The sequence below is a fragment of the Streptomyces sp. JLBG701 genome, assembly GCF_058544905.1.
Genome location: NZ_CM178588.1, coordinates 343,680 through 361,889, shown reverse-complemented (window position 1 = coordinate 361,889; position 18,210 = coordinate 343,680). Strand labels below are relative to the sequence as shown.

Genomic DNA, 18,210 nt, shown 5'->3' with positions numbered 1-18,210 from the left:
AGACGATGAATCCCGCGAGCACGGCACGAACAGCGGTCGGCACCTCGCTCCTTGAGGACTTCTCCCTGGAGATGACCGGGAAGGACGTCCCCAAACTGGAGGAAGCGCGCGACACCATTCCCCAGGGCACCCGTATCAACGTCACCTTCCTCGGCAACGAGGACCTGCCGATGCGCCTGGAGGCGGCCCGCGCGGTCAAACGGCTCGGCTTCGTGCCCGTACCGCACATATCCGCCCGCCGCCTCGGATCGCGAGAGGACTTCGAGGAGTTTCTGGCCGGCCTGCACGCGAACGGCACCTCCGACAACGTGTTCCTCGTCGGGGGAGACCCGGCACACCCCGAGGGCCCCTACGCCGACTCCCTGTCCCTGATCGAGACGGGGCTGCTGGGGGAGTACGGCGTCCGGCATGTCGGCATTACCGGATACCCGGAAGGCCACCCCGCGATCGACGGCGGCACCCTCTGGTCCGCGCTTGAGGACAAGCACACGGCGCTCGCCGCCCAGCCTCTGGAGGGCGGTGTCATCACGCAGTTCGGGTTCGACGTCGCCTCGGTCCTCGCCTGGGTGGAAGAGGCCCGCGGCCGGGGCATCGGGCTCCCGATCAGGATCGGGGTGCCCGGCCCCGCCGGAGTGCGCCGCCTCGTGTCGTACGCGGCCCGCTTCGGCGTCGGGACCAGCGCGTCCGTCGTCAGGAAATACGGCTTCTCCCTGACCAACCTGATGGGCACCGCGGGTCCCGACCGCTTCCTGCGCGACCTCGCCGCGGCCCACGACCCCGCCCGCCACGGCGACCTGAAGATCCACTTCTATACGTTCGGCGGGCTCAAGGCCACCTCCGACTGGGCCGCCCGCTTCCGGAAGGAAAGCCTCGCATGACCCTCACGCAAGACGCCCCGGCCCACACCGCCACGGGCAAGCCCCCCGCCCCGCAGGCGTCGTTGATCGTGCAGGGCGCCGACGCCACGGGCATCGTCGCGGCCGTGACGAAGGTCCTCAGCGACCACGGCGCGAACATCGTCTCCCTCGACCAGTACTCCGACAACCCGCAGGGCGGCGCCTTCTTCCAGCGCACCGTCTTCGGCCTCGACGCCCTCCAGGCCGCGCTGCCCGCGCTGCGGGGCGACCTGGACAAGCACCTGGTGGACGAGTTCGACCTGAGCTACACCCTGCGTGACATGTCGGTGCCCAAACGGGTCGCGATCTTCGCCTCGAAGTCCGACCACTGCCTGCTCGACCTGCTGTGGCGCCACCGACAGGGCCAACTCCCCGTCACCGTCGCCATGGTGATCTCCAACCACCCCGACGTGGCCGAGGAGGTACGCGGCTTCGGCATCCCCTTCTTCCACGTCCCCTGCCAGGGCGCCGACAAGTCTGCCGCCGAGGCCGAACACCTGCGGCTGCTGAAGGGCAACGTCGACTTCGTCGTCCTCGCCCGCTACATGCAGATCCTCTCCGGCGACTTCATCGACAACGTCGGCGTACCGATCATCAACATCCACCACTCCTTCCTGCCCGCCTTCATCGGCGCGGGCCCCTACGCCAAGGCCAAGGAGCGGGGCGTGAAACTGGTCGGCGCCACCGCCCACTACGTCACCCAGGACCTCGACGAGGGCCCGATCATCGAACAGGACGTCGTCCGCGTCACCCACGCCCACACCGCGACCGACCTCACCCGCCGTGGCGCCGACGTGGAACGCGCCGTGCTCTCCCGTGCCGTGCTCTGGCACGCCGAGGACCGGGTCATCCGCGACGGCAACCACACCATCGTCTTCGGCTGACGGAGCACTGTTCTCCGGCACGCACAACCGCCCGGTGCGGGGAGGAAACGGTCTTGTCGTGCGCCACCCCTGTGACCGAGCCGTCCGGCGCCGACGGCGACCCGAGGCCGCCCCGGTCACGGCGCCGTATAGCCGCAGGAACTGGGGTGGCGCACGCGGCACACCCCTCACACCCGGGCGAATCGTTCGTCACGACAAGAAAGCGGTTCGCCAGCATGACAACCACGATCGACGGCACCAGGATCGCCCGGCGCATCCGTGCACAGGTCGCCGAGGAGGTCGCCGCAGCCACGGGTTCGGGCAGAGTCCCCGGCCTCGCGACCATCCTCGTCGGCGACGATCCGGCCAGCGCCGTGTACGTCACCGCCAAACGACGCGCCATCAGGGAAGCCGGCATGCGCGACTTCCACCGCCAACTGCCCCCGCACGCCACCCAGGGCGACGTGGCCTCGGTGATCGACGAGCTGGCCGCCGACCCGCACGTCTCCGGCATCCTGCTCCAACTCCCGCTGCCCCGGCAGCTGGACGCGCCCGCCCTGATCGACCGCATCCCCGTCACCAAGGATGTCGACGGCCTCACCACCGCCAGCGCCGGCCTCCTCGCCCGAGGGGAACGCGGGCTGCGTCCCTGTACACCCAGCGGCGTCATCGAACTCCTCGACGCCGAGGGCATTCCGCTCAAGGGCGCCCAGGTCGCCGTGGTCGGCTGGGGCGAACTGGTGGGACGGCCTCTCGCCCAACTCCTGCTGCGGCGCGGCGCGACCGTGTCCGTCGCGCACGAATTCACCACCGACCTCGCGGCCGTCACCCGGCCTGCCGACATCGTCGTGGTCGCCACCGGCGTCCGCGGACTCATCGGTCCCGAACACGTCAGCCTCGGAGCCGTCGTCATCGACGTCGGCATCCACCGCACCCCTTCCGGGCTGACCGGCGACGTCCGCTCCGCCGAACTCGACGGCATCGCCGACCGCATCACCCCCGTCCCCGGAGGCGTGGGCCCCATGACCATCGCCATGCTCATGGTCAACACCCTGCGCGCCGCCCAATGGAGTGCCGAACGCGAGGCCGTCGCGGCGTAGGCGCCCCCTGAGCGGGAGCAGCATTCTCTGTCGACACCGCAACGGTGGGCAATGCTGAATACGCTGCGCCGACAGGTCGAGGTGGCGGATGGAGGGATCACGTGGATGTGGCTGAGCGCGAACTGACCGAACCCTGGGAAGGCGTACTCGTCGCTCCCGCCCGCGGCAGTGACGTCGGTGTCCTGGTCCTGGCGGGATCCAGCGGGCGCATCGAACGGGAGAGGGCCCGCATCCTTGCCCGGCAGGGAATGACGGCCTTGTCGATCCGCTGGTTCGGCGGGCCGGGGCAGTCCCCGGGGATCTGTGAGATCCCCCTGGAGACCTTCACGGCCGCCGTCGACTTCCTCCGGTCGAACGGGGCGCGACGTATCGGCATCCTGGGCACTTCCAAAGGGGCTGAGGCGGCGCTGCTCACAGCAGTGCACGATCCGCGCGTGGACATTGTCGTCGGGATGTCGCCCACGTCCCGGATCTGGTGCAACGTCGGCCCAGGGCGCGACGGAGCACGACACCCATATCGATCGTCCTGGACCTGGCGGGAGCAGGCGCTGCCTTTCGTCCCGCTGGACGATTCCTGGACTCCCGCGGAGACGGACGGCGGGCCCGTCGCCATCCGAGGGTGGTACGAACTCAGCGAGCGGACCTTCGCTGATCTGCTCTCCGCGGCGGAGATCCCCGTGGACAGGGCGCGAGCCGATCTGCTGCTGGTCGCAGGCGGCGACGACGCGATGTGGCCGTCTCTTCCCTTCGCCGAACAACTGGCCCAACGCCGGCGCTCGGTCGAGGCCCCGGTGCGTCTGATCGCCCGCGCCGATGCCGGCCACCGCCCACGCTTTCCCGGCGAGACCCCGGCGCCGGCATCCCCACGCTTCCGGTACGGAGGCACCCCCGAAGCTGACGCCCTCTTGGGGAAGGCTGCCTGGCCCCACGTCCTCGACACGCTCCGCAGCGGGAGCTGATACGACGAAGCCCTCACCCTGCGCACCTTGTCCGGACCACTACGGGTCTACGACTCTCCCCCAGGCCCCGCCAATCAGTCCACTGTGTTGCGACTGGACCTGTCCTCGCCACGCGGACGCCCGTTGGGATGGGACCTGCTTCCGCCGACGGGCGGACGCGCAGGATCTGTTGCACCCGCCACCGAAAGGCCGTGATGACCATGCCGCGCACACGCTCGTTCGTGCAGGTCGACGTGTTTTCCACGAGCCCCTTCTCCGGCAACCCGGTCGCGGTCGTCCTGGACGGGACGGACCTGACCGATGAGGAGATGCAGCGCCTGGCGCGTTGGACGAATCTGTCCGAGACCACGTTCGTGCTGCCCCCCACCGTCCCGGAGGCGGACTACCGGTTGCGGATCTTCACTCCCCAGGGTGAGCTGCCGTTCGCCGGGCACCCCACCCTCGGCTCCGCGCGCGCCTGGCTGGAGGGCGGCGGCACACCCCAGCACGCCGACCGCATCGTGCAGGAGTGCGCCGCCGGTCTGGTGACCGTGCGCCGTGGCGAGGACACTCTGTCCTTCGCCGCCCCGCCTCGTGTGCGTGAGGGAGCGCTCGACGACGATGATCTGCACCGGATCGTGGCCGCATTCGGCATCACGCGCGACCGAGTCGTGGCCCACCAGTGGGTCGACAACGGTCCCGGCTGGGCCGTGGTCCAACTGCCCACAGCCAAGGAGGTCCTCGCCCTCGAACCCGACCTCTCCCTCATCCCGGACGCGATGGTGGGCGCGATCGGGTTCTACCCCCACGGGTCTCCGCACCACTTCGAGATGCGCACCTTCGCCCCCGGCGCCGGGGTGCCCGAGGACCCCGCGTGCGGCAGCATGAACGCCTCCGTCGGTCAGTGGCTCACCTCCACCGGGGCCGCACCCTCCTCCTACCGGGTCTCCCAGGGCACAAGACTGGGACGGGCCGCGAACATCGAGATCACCGCGGATACGGACGGCACCGTCTGGGTCAGCGGCGCCGCCACCGTCTGCATCCAGGGCACCATCACTGTCTGACCGCCCCACCGGGGTCGGGACGGGACCGTCAGGTGGTGTCGGGGGAGAGTGTCTTCATGGTGACGTAGCTGGTCACCGTGGCCACGCCGGGCAGGCTGGCCAACTGGTTGGCGTGGAAGTCCTCGTAGGCGGGCAGGTCGGCCACCTCGACCTGGAGCAGGTAGTCGAAGTTGCCGGTGATGTGGTGGCAGGCGACCACCTCGGGCAGTCGGGTGACCGCGCCCTCGAACGCGACCACGTCCGCGCGGGTGTGCCGCATCAGCCGCACACCGGCGAACACCCGCAGGCTGCGGCCGACCGCGGCGGGATCGATCAGCGCCCGGTAACCGCGGATGACCCCGGCTTCCTCCAGCTGGCGCACGCGCCGCAGGCAGGGTGACGGAGACAGCCCGACCCGCGCGGCGAGCTCGCTGTTGCTGATGCGGCCGTCCTGTTCGAGCACGGCCAGAATCGACCGGTCCACCTCATCCATGGCGGCAGATTATTGCTCCCAAGGCCTGACTACCACAATCGTACGCCAGCTCTGAGCGCAATTTGCTGCCAAAGTTGCCGAGATCCGCTCACAACGGAGCACCGGTCGGCCACGCTTCATGGAGTCACACCGACGGTCCAGGGAAGGGCAGCCATGCCGGGCAAGAGCACCATCACCGTTCACGCCGATCGCGATGTCCATCCCAGCCGGGCCGTGGCACCGCCCATCTACCAGACGGCGGCGTTCTGGGCCGAGGACGGGGAGACGTTCGCGCAGGGCGCCGTCGCTCCCCGGGGCAAGGACTTCTACACCCGCTTCGGCAACCCGAACCACGCACAGGTCGCGGCCGTCGTCGCCGAACTGGAGGGCACCGAGGCGGCCATGGTCACCGCGTCCGGGATGGCCGCGCTCACCACGGCCGTGCTGGCCCTGGTGTCCGCCGGTGACCACGTCATCGGGCAGAAGTCCACCTACGGGGGCACGGCGTCGGTGCTGCTGAACCTGCTGCCGCGCCTCGGGGTGTCGACCACCCTGGTGGACCAGACCGACCCGGAGGCGTTCGCGAAGGCACTGACCCCGCGGACCCGCCTGATCCTGGTGGAATCCCCGAGCAATCCGCTGCTGCAGATCACCGACCTGCGCGCCGTCGCGGACCTGGCCCGCGCGCACAACGTACTGACCATGGCGGACAACACCTTCGCCACTCCGCTGAACCAGCGACCGACGGACCTCGGCATCGATCTGGCCTGGCACAGCGCGACCAAGTACCTGAACGGCCATTCGGACGTCTCCGCCGGAGTGCTGGCCGGACCGGCGAAGATCCTGGACCGAATCTGGGACGTCGGTCTGCTCACCGGTGCCACGCTCGGCCCGATCGACGCGTGGCTGCTGCTGCGCGGCATACGCACCCTGCCGCTGCGGGTGCCACGGCACAACGCCAACGGCCAGGCGCTCGCGGAGGCGCTGAACGAGCATCCAGCAGTGGCGAAGGTGCACTATCCCGGCCTGGCGACCCACCCGCAACACAAGCTGGCCGTCGACCAGATGAGCGGTTTCGGCGGGGTGCTCGGCATCGAGTTCGCCGGTGGTTTCGAGATGGCCGACGCCTTCCTCGGCCGGCTGCGCTACCCCCGCCGGTCGGCCAGCCTCGGCGGCGTGGAATCGCTGGCCGTGCATCCGGCGTCCATGTGGCGCGGGATGCTCAGCGAGGAACAGATCGCGGAATCGGTCCCGCTGGGCCTGGTCCGGCTGGCCGCGGGCACGGAGGACACGGCCGACCTGGTCGCCGACGCGCTCGCCGCGGCCGACGCGGTGCTCTGCGAGGCTCCGACAGCCTGAACGACCTGACCCGAGCCGACCTGTTCGCACTAAGTCGCGGCTGCGTCGCCGTTGCGTGCCCGCCGACCGCACTCTCTCGTGGGCTCGAGTACCTGCGCCCGCCGCTGATCCGCATGGCCGCGAGCAGAACCGTGGCGGCCGCCACAACATGATCTTGAACAATCCGAAAGTGTCCGTGAAGGAGTCCCTCCGATGAAGACGAAGACCCTGCTCACTGGTGGCACCGTGGTCAGCATGGACCCGGCTGTCGGCGATCTCGTCCGCGGTGATGTGTTGATCGAGGACGGCGTGATCGTCGAGGTGGCCGAGCGCGTCGACGCGCCGGACGCCGAGGTGATCGACGCGACCGACCGGATCGTCATGCCCGGCTTCGTCGACAACCACCGCCACTCCTGGCAGACCGCGTTCCGAGGCGTCGGCGCGGACTGGACGTTCCCCGAGTGGGCGGTGGCCATGCACGGCACGGTCAAACCCCACTACCAGCCCGAGGACGTCTACGCGGGCACCCTGCTCGGCCGCCTTGAGGCCCTGCACTCCGGCGTGACCACGATGCTGGACTGGTACCACGTCGCGCAGAACCACGAGCACGAGGACGCCGCCGTAGCCGCGCTGCGAGACGCGCCGGGACGGTCGATCTTCTGCCTCGGTGCCGGATGGGGCACCCCTGACCCCGTCGACGCCGAGATCCGCCGCGTCCGTTCCGACCTGGCCAGGGACGGCCTGGTCACCATGGCCCTGGGGTTGCGCGGCCCCGAGGACACCAGCATGGACACCGTCGCCCGGGAGCTGAAACTGGCGGCCGAACTCGGCCTGCGCACCAGCCTGCACATCGCCTCCGACGGGACGCAGCGCCCGGTCGCCGATTTGCGCGAGCACGGTCTGCTGCGCGACACCACCACGTTCGTGCACGCCAACGGGATCAGCGACGAAGAGCTGCGGATGCTCGCCGACGCGGGCAGCTCGGTGTCGATCAGCCCGGACGTCGAGCTGAAGATGGGGTTCGGATCGCCGATGACCGGCCGGGCGTTGGCCGCCGGCCTGCGCCCGACGCTGTCCATCGACGACGTCCCGTCGGTCGGCGGCGACATGTTCTCCACGATGCGTACCGCCTTCGCCGTGCAGCGCGGCCTGGACGGCGGCCTGCGCTCCCGGGACCTGCTGGAGTTCACCACCGTCGATGCCGCCCAGTCGTGCGGGCTCGACGCCCGAACGGGCAGCATCACGCCCGGCAAGGACGCCGACATCATCCTTCTACGGGCCGACGACCTGACCGTGTTCCCGGTCACCGACCCGGTCGCCACCATCGTCAGCGCCGGCCATCCCGGCCTGGTGGACACCGTTCTTGTCGTCGGCCGCGTCGTCAAACGCGACGGCGTGCTGGTGGGTGTGGACCTGTCGGCGCTGAGGACCCGACTGCTCGAATCACGCAACCGGATCGCGGCGGCCGCCGGCATCCCGCTCGACGGCACATGGCGCCCAGGGCCGGAATCGGAGTAGCAGGACGTGACTGTGAGCGTCCGCCCGTGTGCAGCGTTCCCGGGTAACGAACCCCCTGGTGGCTAGGCACTCTCGCTCACTGCTGCATCCTCGGGCAACCACGATCCGTACTTCGACACCGCCTCACGAAGAAGCTGATTCTGGAGTTCCGGGGAACGCCAGCCGCTGTTGGCGTAGAACTTGACGCCGTCGTCAGCGGCATCTGTCGCCGCTTCGAGCAGGGGGCCTGGAGCAGATCCGGGTCGAGGTTGGCCACACCGGGATACCCGTCATCAAAGACTGTCACGCCGTCAGGGAGGGTGCCGTCAGCCCCGAATCCGGCGGGTTGTCAGTCGTGCTGATGGTGGGATTCGAGTCATTCCGCCAGTGAAGGCAGGGCGGTGTTGCCAGCACGTATGTGGTTTTCGATACGCCGACGATATGCGTCGGCTCGTAGCATCGAGAGCATGCGTGTGTTGATCGTCGAGGACGAACCCTATCTGGCAGAAGCCGTCCGCGATGGCCTACGCCTGGAAGCGATCGCCGCCGACATCGCCAGTGACGGCGACACCGCTCTGGAACTGCTGAGCATCAACGCCTACGACATCGCGGTCCTCGACCGCGACATCCCAGGCCCTTCCGGTGACGAGATCGCCAAACGCATCGTCGTCTCCGGCAGCGGCATGCCGATCCTCATGCTCACCGCTGCCGACCGTCTCGACGACAAGGCCACCGGTTTCGAGCTCGGCGCCGACGACTACCTCACGAAGCCCTTCGACCTCCAAGAACTCGTGCTCAGGCTCAGAGCACTCGACCGCAGGCGCGCCCACCACAGGCCACCTGTGCGGGAGATCGCGGGCCTGCGGCTGGACCCGTTCCGCAGAGAGGTCCACCGGGACGGCCGCTACGTCGCGCTGACCCGGAAGCAGTTCGCCGTGCTCGAAGTCCTCGGCGCTGCCGAAGGCGGGGTCGTCAGCGCCGAAGAACTCCTGGAACGCGCGTGGGATGAGAACGCCAACCCGTTCACCAACGCCGTGCGCATCACGGTCTCCGCGCTGCGCAAACGGCTCGGCGAACCCTGGATCATCGCCACGGTGCCAGGCGTCGGATATCGCATCGACACGGGACCAGAGGCCGGACACGAGGGAGGCGAGCGTGGATAGAGCACCCGGGGTGAGCGTTCGCCTCAAACTCACCCTCAGCTACGCCGGGTTCCTCATGGTGGCCGGCGCCCTGCTGCTCACGGCCGTGTGGGTGTTCCTCCTGCGTTACGTCCCCGAGCGCGCGCTCCTCGTCTCCTCTGACACCACCACTCACGGTGTTTTTCCCGTTCGGTCCAGCCTTCTGCGCGTTTTCGCCCCGAGGGCAGCCGCAGTGATGGCATTCCTGCTGCTGTTCGGCCTCGTGGGCGGGTGGATCCTCGCCGGCCGGATGCTCGCCCCGCTGACCCGCATCACCGACGCGACCCGTCTGGCCTCGAACGGATCGCTCTCTCACCGAATCCGGATACCGGGCCGCAAAGATGAGTTCCGCGAACTCGCCGACGCCTTCGACGGCATGCTCGCACGGCTCGAAGCGCACGTCGCCGAACAGCAGAGATTCGCAGCCAACGCCTCTCACGAGTTGCGCACCCCGCTGGCGATTTCAAAGACACTTCTCGACGTGGCCCGCACCGATCCGACACACGACACCGGCGAAATCATCGACCGCCTCCACGCCGTCAACACCCGAGCGATCGACCTCACTGAAGCATTGCTCCTGCTCAGCCGCGCCAACCAGCGGACCTTCACCCGAGAATACGTCGACCTGTCTCTCCTGGCGGAAGAGGCCACCGAAACACTCCTGCCCCTGGCAGAAAAGCTTGGTGTCACCGTAGAAACCTCCGGCGACATCACCCCCACCATCGGCTCACACGCGCTCCTTCTCCAGCTGACCACGAACCTCGTGCAGAACGCGATCGTCCACAACCTGCCTGAACAAGGCACCGTGTGGGTCAATACCGGCGTCCGCCCCGAGACGGTGGTGCTCACCGTCGAAAACACCGGCGAGAAGCTCACCCCACAGCGGGTCTCCACACTCACCGAACCATTCCAACGCGGCACCGAACGCCTGCACACCGACCACGCAGGCATCGGCCTAGGCCTGGCAATCGTCAAAACCATCACCCACGCACACGACGGAACACTCACCCTCACCCCGCGCTCTGCGGGTGGGATCCGCATCACCGTGGAACTACCCGCGATAGCCCCGCACACCGACAGGTGAAGAACGGAAATCCCCACAGGAGCTACGTCATCATTTCGAGAATGTCGAATTCCTTCGGACGTCGCCCCCAGCCTTGACTGACCTACGACGGGCTGCGGGCCGCCGCCGTTCAGCGCCCCGGTACCGCAGCCGATCGAGGTCGGTCCGACGACGCTTCGGCCGTAGTGCGCCACCAAGGGTGCGACGCCAGCGCGGCCAGTCCGGCGCCGGCGGCGTTGAGCAGTACGTCGTCCACAGAGGACACCCGGTTCAGCTGAAGGACGTACTGCGAGGTCTCGACGAGGATCGAGCAGCCCGCCGCCAGCGCCAGGATCCGCGGTACCGACGCAAGCGCCGCGAACCGGATCGGGGCGAAGAACCCCAGCGCCGCGAACACCAGCAGGTTGCCGACGACTTGGTCCGGCGCCATCGTGAGCAGGTCCCGCAGCGGTACCAGGCTGACGGCGCCGGCCTGGCCGCCCGCCATCATGATCATCCAGACCCACGGCACGGTCCCGTAGACGACGCCGACCTCGGCCAGCGACATGCGCCACGCCCACGCCGCCGTGGCGCCGGTGACCCTCCGACGGCGTGCCAGAGCCCACACCGTCAGCGCGGCCAACGGCAGTGCGATCACCGTGATGAGTGCCACGCCATTGACCGTAGTGACCCAAACGTGCCAATCCGGCCTGCGCAGCGGCATGGACAAGATCCTCAGTACCGCCTTGACCGGGCCGAATACGGCGATCGCCGCACCGAGGATCGCCAGACTGACGATCACGATCCTGCGCGTACGACGGGCCGGGTCTGGCACTGATGCGTTGTGGTCCATGCCTCCATCTCAGACGGAAGGCTGTTTCGCGGGCGTATGCGATTTTCGATACGCCCGCGATATGCGGAGTCCCCGGCATCGGGGAAGCGGCGCAAGCCTGGACCGGCACCCACCGTGCGGTCAGAACCAGTGCAGGCAGTGCGGGGAGCGCTCGGCGTGGAAGAGGGCGTCGGCGAGGGTGGCCGCGCCCGGGCGGTGGGCCCGGATGTGTCCGGCACGTACGAGCGTGCTCGGGGTGGTGCCGCCGAGGTAGATCGAGCCCAGGTCACTCACGTCCAGGGACAGATCGGGCTCCCGGTCCGTCGGGACACAGTCGGCCTTGTTGTCCTGGACGGTCAGCAGGTAGCGGCCGTGCTCGCCGAGGAACGGGTCGTCGACGTCGAGGACGAGCTCGCCGTCCATGAACCAGCCGCGCGCGGTCAGCGCACGCGGGACATCCAGCAGCCGCACCCAGAGCCAGTCGGTGTCGCCGCTCACCTGACCGGCACGGAAGTCCGCAAGCTGCCAGCGCAGCGGGTGCCCGGGCGGGAAGTGCTTGAACACGACCTGACTGACCAGGTCGTGTCCGAGCACGAACCGGGCCAGGGCCGTGAAGACGGTGTCGTCGGTGGCGATGGTCTCGTCGACCGTCAAGGTGTTGGACTCGCCGAGCGAGTAGCTGGCGTACCCGTCCGGGACGCCGTCGGCGTCACGGTGGACGGCGATGTAGCGCGGCGTCGGCGAGATCGGGGGCTGCCCGGCGCGCAAGGCCCACCAGCGGTGCGGCCGGGACAGCGCGCCGGGCTGTGCGCGGCGGTAACGGTCGTAGACCTCTTCCAGGATCTCGCCGCACTCGGCACGCCGCAGCACCTCGATCGTCCCGGTGTCCGAGTTGGTCGCCAGGGAGTCGACCGTTCCGCGCGCCCGGGGGAGGGCGAGGGCGGCTTGGTGGCGCGGCACCGTCAGCTGCTGCGTGTAGGTCGCCGGTCCGTAGCCGAACCTGCGGTAGATCAGGGCCTCGGTGCACAGCAGTACGGAGAGGAACTCCCCTCGGGCGCGCAGCTCGGTGAGCTGATGCCGCATCATCGCTCTGAGCACGCCCTGGCGTCGGTGCGAGGGCAGGACGCCGACGGCGGTCACCCCGGCGGCCGGGACGAGGGTCTCACCGGGCAGGGTGAGCTCGAAGGAGTGCGCTGCGGCGGTGCCGACGGGCCGCCCGTCCGCCGTCATGGCGAGCAGGCCGCGCTCCATTTCCAGCGCCGACCACCAGAGCCCGCCGCCGCCCTCGGCCGGGGTTTCCGGGAAGCGCCCGAACGCGGCATGGACTGTGTCGACGAAGACGTCGAGGTCCTGGTCGGTCGTGGAACGGATCTCCATCGCTGCCCTTGCCTCTCCGGGATGCCGGCACCACGACTCGTGGTGTCCCGCCACAGTGCAGCGTCAACTCGTGGGCGGGTCAAGCGGATTACGGCCGGCCCCGCGGCCGGTCACAACACAGCACAGCGAAGCGGACGGTTACAGAAGGCGTCCGCAAGGAAATGCCACGGAACTGAGAGACGCGAGCCGCGAGAACCTGCATCTCCGCCTCGCCCGTTCACGTGCGAACCCAGCGGTGGTAGGCCTCCAGGTCGACGTTGCCGCCGCAGATGATGGTGGCCACGTGGCGGTCGGCGAAGCGGCTACGGTCTTCCAGGACGGCCGCGACGCCGAGGGCTGCCGAGGGTTCGACGACCAGGCCCGCGCACTCCAGGAGCAGCCGCATGCCCGTGACGATGGACGTCTCGTGGACCAGGACGGCGTCGTCGGCCACCGCGAGGAGGTCGTCCAGGACTTCGGGGATGGGATACCGGCCGGCGACGCCGTCGGCGATGGTGTCGGTCGAGTCGGTGGTGACGACCCGGCGCTGGTGCCAGGAGCGGGTCATCGCGGGTGCACCGAGAGGCTGCACGCAGATCACCTCGACGTCCGGCGCAAGGTTCTTCAGGACGTAGCCCACGCCGGTGGCCATCGCGCCGCCGCCCAGGGCGATCAGGACAGTGTCGAAGGAGGACGCCCCGCCCGCCAGTTCCAGGCCGATGGTCGCCGCGCCCTCGCAGGTCTCGATGTCGAGGCTGTCCTCGACCAGTCGGATGCCGCGCTGTTGCGCGATACGCACGGCCCGTTCGCGGGCCATCTCGAAGTCACCGTCGACCAGCTCCAACTCCGTACCCAGCGCGCGGATCCGATCGAGCTTGGCAGCGGGCGCCCTGTGTGATGCCACGACCGTCACGTCGAGGCCACGGCGGCGACCGGACCAACCGAGTGCCTGGCCGAGGTTGCCGGCGCTGGCGCACACGGCGGCTGTACGGCCCTGGTCCGTCAGCAGGCTCGCGACAAGTTCGGTACCGCGGGCCTTGAAGCTGCGCACCGGGTTCGCCGTCTCCAGCTTGATGCTCACCGTGCAGCCGAGCTCGCGTCCCAACGCGTCGCACCGGTACAGCGGAGTATCCAGATAGACCGGGTCGATAACCCGGCGGGCCGCGCGGATCCGCGCGAGATCAAGGCGCGTCGTGAGCACGACAGGAACGTACCGCACCACCCAACCCACCGACGTGCCCAATATCGGGGCCTGGCTCTACCAAGCGGACTGGATCGATCTAGCCGCGTAGGCTAACCCCAGTGCTTAATCGTTCTAGAGACTGGACGCCACTGCTCGTGGCACCGCTCGTGGGCGGGCGCACGCAGTCCGACGGAGAGGGAGTGGGGCCGGCATGGGCCGTTCTGGCCGGGTGACGCTGAGCGACGTGGCCAAGGCGTCCGGCGTGTCGCGGGCGACGGTGAGCTTCGTGCTGAACGACGACCCACGGCAGACGATCTCCGCGGCGACCCGGGAGCGGGTCCTGGAGGCCGCCAACGACCTGGGCTACGTCCCGCACGGCATCGCCCGCGCGTTGCGCGAGGGGTCTTCGCGCATCGTCGTGCTCAACGTGGACTGGGGCATGGAGGGCAACTTCTCCCGCAGCTACGTCCGGGGCCTGGACGAGGAACTCGCCGAGCACGACCACGTCCTCCTCGTCCGGCATGGCCACTCGGCGCCCGAGGCCACGCAGAAGATCCTCGACGCCATCGTGCCGCGGGCGGTGTTCAGGCTGGGCGAGGTCTACATGCAGGGACACGCGCCCAGCGAGGAGGACTGGGAGAACGGGTTCGCCGCCAACGCCGCCCTGCAGATCGGCCACCTCGCCGAACGCGGGCACAGCAGGATCGCGATGGCCATGCCCGACCATGACTTCCCGCTGACCGAGGCCCGCCTCGGATTCGCCCGGGAGGCCGCCCGGCGCCTGGGGCTTCCGCCCCTGGAGCGCGTTGTCGTGGCGCGTCCCCGGGAGGCCGGCGCGGCCGCCGTCGAGACGTTTCTGGCAGCGCACCCGGACGTCACAGCCCTGGCCGCCTTCGACGACGACATCGCCCTGCGCAGCCTGACCGCCCTGCGCGACCTCGGGCGGCGTGTGCCCGAGGACGTGGCCGTGATCGGCTTCGACGAGACCGAGTACGGCTCCCTGTCGACGCCTGCGCTGACCACCGTGCACATCGACGCCGAGGTCCTGGGACGGCTCGCCGCCCGAAGTGCCCTCGGTATCGACCCGGAGGGACTGGCCCCCGTCCCTGGCCGGATCGTGGTCCGAGCGTCGGTGTGACCGCAGCGCCCTGTCGCGAATCGCCGTTTCCGGCGGCGCCAGGGGCTTCTCGTGCGCAATCGATGCTTGCGAGGTCAGCACCAGGCGCCGCCGCCTGAATGTGCCTTGCCGCCCTGAGCAGCCGCGACCTGCTCATGTCGCGCTCGGGTGCCCCACAAGCCTGGGGAAATGATCTCCATCCGGCCCGTCCCCGCTGCCGGAATCGTCTGCTACGTTCTCCGCTTAACCGATCTAGTAGCAGCTTCTTCGTGACTGGACGCACGAAGAAGTCTCCGCATGATTCAGATGGTTGCGACCGGTCCACCGTCTCGCCCCGCACGCCCGTCGGACATCCACCGGCGGGTCGTTCCGTGCCGCGTACCTGCCCATGGCCGGACCGGGCGGGCCGGGCCGCCGGAGCCGTCGAAAGAGCCCATGAGCAGGAGGACCACCCGTGGACATGACCGAGGTGCAACGCAGCACGTACGAAGCGGTCCAGCGGCTGAAGGACGCCCCCTTCATCGCCCAGCGTCCGGCGCTCTTCAGCCCGGCCGCGGCGGCCCAGGACGAGAGCAACACCCTGGGCGCCTTCGGCCACTTCGCCCAGACCCTGTTGCCTCTCGAATACACGAGCTGGATCGAGGAGTGTGCCGCGCACGTCACCTCCTGCTACCTCGGCGACTGGTCCAGCCTGCACAAGGTCGTGGTCCGGGGGCGAGAAGCGCTGGACTTCCTCGCCTGGCTGGGCATGAGGGACCTGTCACGCTTCGAGCACGGCCAGATCAAGCACCATGTCCAGCTCGACGCGAACGGCTGGGTGGCGTCCGAGGGGATCCTGTGCCGCCTGGACGAGGAGGAATTCCTGTACACGGCCGGCAGCGGGGACTGGCTGATGTGGCAGCTGAGCCAGGGGAGTTGGGACGCCGAGGTCCACGACGTCAGTCCCGACCGCTTCATCTTCGGCATCCAGGGCCCGGCCGCCCTGGACACCCTGGAGAAGCTGACCGGCGAAAGCCTGCGTGACATCGCCTTCAGCCGGAGCCGGATGTCCCGGATCGGCGGAGTCCCCGTGCGGGTCCTGCGTACGGGGATCTCGGGCGAGCTGGGCTACGAACTCCACGGCCCCACAGGGCACGCCGGCGAGATCTGGTCGGCCACCGTCGAGAGCGGCGGGCAGTTCGGGATCCGCCAGCTGGGACTGCGGTCCCAGCCGGTCCAGCACATCGAGGCGGGCATCGCCACGAACGGCCTCGACTACCTGCCTGCCTCCATCCTCACCCCGGGCGCGCCCACGCAGTTCAGAAGGGGAACCGCCGGTGGCAGCTTCGTACCGGAGAACGGCATCACGGACTACTTCCGCAAGCCCGCCGAACTGGGCTGGGGCTTCCGCAAAGGCGTCCCCGGCCGCGACTTCCTGGGCCGCGACGCGCTAATCGCAGACGTCGCCAAGGGCGAGCCGGAGCGGACACTCACGGGACTGTGGTGGAACGCCGAGGACGTCGCCGGCATCCTCACCGCGCCGCTGGGCGAGGGCGACCTGCCCGACCCGATGGAACTCCCGCGCAGCCGTGGCCCCGTCTTCGACCAGGTCCTCGTCGGCGGACAGCACGCGGGCGTGTCCACCGGCCGGACCGTGAGCGTGAACCTGCGCTCCACCATCTCCCTCTGCGTGATGGACCAGATCCACGCGGCGCCGGGGACCGAAGTGGTGGTGCTGTGGGGCAGGCCGGGTACCTCGCAGCGTGACATCAGGGCGACGGTGACCACACTGCCCTTCAAGCCGGACCGGCGGCGAACCGATGTCTCCGCGCAGTGAGTTGAGGTCGGCCGACCGAGAGACCGGGCCCGTGCGCACGGCCGGCGGAGCACCGGCGCGGAACGCCACCTCCGCCCCCGGCAAGGAGACCTGCCCGCCAATCGGGTTGGATGGCAAGGTGGCGTGACAGCCAGGAGCAAGGGGGGAAGGGATTGTTCACGTTCCTTGTGTTGGGCTTGGTGCTGGTCGCCCTGGCCATCATCTGGGCCGTCATCGGGGTGCACGCTCTGCTCCTCGGTCGTATGCCCGGCCAATGGCTCCAGCAGCGAGTGCGGCAACAGGACTCTGGGGAGCGGGAGCGATCCTGATGCTGATCAGCGGGGACCAGCGCTCCCCATCCCTTCTGGCTGTAGGTGTCGGCCTCGTCGCGCTGGGGCGTGTGGTGAAGTCCCCTCGATGACGCGGGCCGGCCCAGTCACAGACCGTCAGTGGCCTTGTGGGGTCGGCGAGGACTTGCGGGCCCGCCACAGGTCGCGGAGCAGCGCGATCTCGGCCATGTGGTGGATGAATTCGAGGTTGGCCCCCGACAGCACGTCGATGAATGGGTCGTCGGGGTCGGAGCCGTACGGGTACTGAGAGAAGCCGACCGTGTCGAGCTGTTCGTCGGTGGCGGCGGCGACGCTGTCGCGCCAGCGGTCGATCACTGGCCAGAACCGTTCGAGGGTGAAGGCGGCGGAGGGGCTGAAGTCGACCATCAGTTTCGGATCGTGCCGTCGTTCGCCGAAGGCCCACTCCCATGCGCCCGCGAACTGGAAGTGCAGGTGTCCCAGGCGCCATGCGATGGTCGTGATCGGCGTCGCGTCGGGCTCCGGCTCACCGGTGTGGGCGAGGATCTGCTCGACCCGCTCGACGCTCACGCTCCAGTCCTCGGCGATCTTGTCGACGGTCATGCCGTCGGCGGCCTGCCGGGCGACCTCGGCGTACTCGTTCGCCGGGATGTCCGCGGCGCCCAGGTCCATCACCCACTCGCCCGGCCCGAACGCCCTGGGTGTGGTCGCCTCGCTCCGGCGCCGGAGCGACCAGCAATCGGGCACCGGCTCCCACAGGTACTCCTCGTCACCGAGCCCTGTCAGCCGTACCTGGGCCATCTCCCTGGCCCGGTCGAACTGTTCGAGCAGCAATCCCAAACGGTCGGTCCGCGCGCCCTCGATCCCCATGCCTGGCTCCCCTCGCCGCCGCGTCGCGTACCTCGCTGCGCTCGGACGGAAGCTAGCGGCTCAACTCACAGGGTGCGACCGATTTTCCTCGGGGTCCTTCCGCCGGACGAAGACCTCGGTGCTGGGCCGGCGTTCAGAGAACCAGCCCGACAGAGACACCTCCCGCAGGAGTGGACGCAGGTCTGCCTCGAAGGTGTCGCGGCGTGTGCCGAACAGGTGTCGGGCCGGGAACGACATGCCGTTGGGGACCGGTGGATTCCGCCCGAGCGAACATCTCCGCCTCACTCACTTCGCGAATTCCCGAACGGGAATGGGTGAGCGGGGTAACCCGCACAACTCCATTGCAGACCTGCGAAATCGTCAATTTCCGGCCGGATTC

At 69.1% G+C, this 18,210-nt stretch carries 17 protein-coding genes; 12 read left to right on the top strand and 5 right to left on the bottom strand.

Going from position 1 to position 18,210, the window contains the following annotated elements:
- The first annotated feature begins 5 nt into the window (after positions 1 to 5).
- The 5 genes from AC5DRG_RS01805 to AC5DRG_RS01785 all read left to right on the top strand — a co-directional run bounded on the left by AC5DRG_RS01805 (position 6) and on the right by AC5DRG_RS01785 (position 4,861).
- Positions 6 to 878 carry a methylenetetrahydrofolate reductase gene (locus tag AC5DRG_RS01805; RefSeq protein WP_491807546.1) on the top strand — a complete coding sequence of 291 codons (873 nt, stop codon included), beginning with the start codon at positions 6 to 8 and terminating at the stop codon, positions 876 to 878.
- Entirely contained in the window at positions 875 to 1,780 is a 906-nt protein-coding gene (gene purU / locus AC5DRG_RS01800; RefSeq protein ID WP_491807545.1) for a formyltetrahydrofolate deformylase, read from the top strand. Before AC5DRG_RS01805 ends, purU begins: the two co-directional genes overlap by 4 nt.
- Before the next feature lie 215 nt (positions 1,781 to 1,995).
- Complete coding sequence (locus tag AC5DRG_RS01795; protein WP_491807544.1) at positions 1,996 to 2,859, top strand: bifunctional 5,10-methylenetetrahydrofolate dehydrogenase/5,10-methenyltetrahydrofolate cyclohydrolase; 864 nt, start codon at positions 1,996 to 1,998, stop codon at positions 2,857 to 2,859.
- 101 nt (positions 2,860 to 2,960) lie between these two features.
- Positions 2,961 to 3,818 (top strand): acyl-CoA thioester hydrolase/BAAT C-terminal domain-containing protein, encoded by an 858-nt coding sequence (locus tag AC5DRG_RS01790; RefSeq protein WP_491807543.1) that lies wholly within the window; start codon positions 2,961 to 2,963, stop codon positions 3,816 to 3,818.
- A 200-nt stretch (positions 3,819 to 4,018) separates the two neighbouring features.
- Positions 4,019 to 4,861: a PhzF family phenazine biosynthesis protein gene (locus AC5DRG_RS01785; protein WP_491807542.1), complete on the top strand. Its 843-nt coding sequence runs from the start codon at positions 4,019 to 4,021 to the stop codon at positions 4,859 to 4,861.
- Between the two features lie 28 nt (positions 4,862 to 4,889).
- Here the strand turns inward: AC5DRG_RS01785 and AC5DRG_RS01780 are convergent, their stop codons facing one another.
- Entirely contained in the window at positions 4,890 to 5,333 is a 444-nt protein-coding gene (locus AC5DRG_RS01780; RefSeq protein ID WP_491807541.1) for an Lrp/AsnC family transcriptional regulator, read from the bottom strand.
- Between the two features lie 153 nt (positions 5,334 to 5,486).
- On the opposite strand from AC5DRG_RS01780, the gene AC5DRG_RS01775 reads away from it, so the two are divergent.
- From AC5DRG_RS01775 to AC5DRG_RS01760, 4 genes are all read left to right on the top strand, one after another.
- Entirely contained in the window at positions 5,487 to 6,671 is a 1,185-nt protein-coding gene (locus AC5DRG_RS01775; protein WP_491807540.1) for a trans-sulfuration enzyme family protein, read from the top strand.
- Between the two features lie 192 nt (positions 6,672 to 6,863).
- On the top strand, positions 6,864 to 8,168 hold the full coding sequence (locus AC5DRG_RS01770; RefSeq protein WP_491807539.1) for an amidohydrolase family protein: 1,305 nt from the start codon (positions 6,864 to 6,866) through the stop codon (positions 8,166 to 8,168).
- A 446-nt stretch (positions 8,169 to 8,614) separates the two neighbouring features.
- Positions 8,615 to 9,310 carry a response regulator transcription factor gene (locus AC5DRG_RS01765; RefSeq protein WP_491807538.1) on the top strand — a complete coding sequence of 232 codons (696 nt, stop codon included), beginning with the start codon at positions 8,615 to 8,617 and terminating at the stop codon, positions 9,308 to 9,310.
- A 10-nt stretch (positions 9,311 to 9,320) separates the two neighbouring features.
- On the top strand, positions 9,321 to 10,412 hold the full coding sequence (locus AC5DRG_RS01760; protein WP_491807537.1) for a sensor histidine kinase: 1,092 nt from the start codon (positions 9,321 to 9,323) through the stop codon (positions 10,410 to 10,412).
- 109 nt (positions 10,413 to 10,521) lie between these two features.
- Here the strand turns inward: AC5DRG_RS01760 and AC5DRG_RS01755 are convergent, their stop codons facing one another.
- From AC5DRG_RS01755 to AC5DRG_RS01745, 3 genes are all read right to left on the bottom strand, one after another.
- Positions 10,522 to 11,223 (bottom strand): VanZ family protein, encoded by a 702-nt coding sequence (locus tag AC5DRG_RS01755; RefSeq protein WP_491807536.1) that lies wholly within the window; start codon positions 11,221 to 11,223, stop codon positions 10,522 to 10,524.
- Positions 11,224 to 11,343: 120 nt separating this feature from the next.
- Positions 11,344 to 12,579 (bottom strand): GNAT family N-acetyltransferase, encoded by a 1,236-nt coding sequence (locus AC5DRG_RS01750; protein WP_491807535.1) that lies wholly within the window; start codon positions 12,577 to 12,579, stop codon positions 11,344 to 11,346.
- A 217-nt stretch (positions 12,580 to 12,796) separates the two neighbouring features.
- A complete protein-coding gene (locus AC5DRG_RS01745; protein ID WP_491807534.1) occupies positions 12,797 to 13,759 on the bottom strand; it encodes a threonine ammonia-lyase in 963 nt (320 codons plus the stop codon).
- A gap of 193 nt (positions 13,760 to 13,952) precedes the next feature.
- Between AC5DRG_RS01745 and AC5DRG_RS01740 the strand changes: the two genes are divergently transcribed.
- The 3 genes from AC5DRG_RS01740 to AC5DRG_RS01730 all read left to right on the top strand — a co-directional run bounded on the left by AC5DRG_RS01740 (position 13,953) and on the right by AC5DRG_RS01730 (position 16,982).
- Positions 13,953 to 14,879, top strand: a complete 927-nt coding sequence (locus AC5DRG_RS01740) for a LacI family DNA-binding transcriptional regulator (protein ID WP_491807533.1) — start codon at positions 13,953 to 13,955, stop codon at positions 14,877 to 14,879.
- Positions 14,880 to 15,318: 439 nt separating this feature from the next.
- Positions 15,319 to 16,674: an aminomethyl transferase family protein gene (locus AC5DRG_RS01735; protein ID WP_491807532.1), complete on the top strand. Its 1,356-nt coding sequence runs from the start codon at positions 15,319 to 15,321 to the stop codon at positions 16,672 to 16,674.
- A gap of 152 nt (positions 16,675 to 16,826) precedes the next feature.
- Entirely contained in the window at positions 16,827 to 16,982 is a 156-nt protein-coding gene (locus AC5DRG_RS01730) for a hypothetical protein (RefSeq protein WP_491807531.1), read from the top strand.
- Between the two features lie 117 nt (positions 16,983 to 17,099).
- Here the strand turns inward: AC5DRG_RS01730 and AC5DRG_RS01725 are convergent, their stop codons facing one another.
- The gene (locus AC5DRG_RS01725) at positions 17,100 to 17,831 is read right to left on the bottom strand and encodes a DinB family protein (RefSeq protein WP_491807530.1); all 732 of its coding nucleotides are present in this window, start codon (positions 17,829 to 17,831) and stop codon (positions 17,100 to 17,102) included.
- Between the last annotated feature and the right edge of the window lie 379 nt (positions 17,832 to 18,210).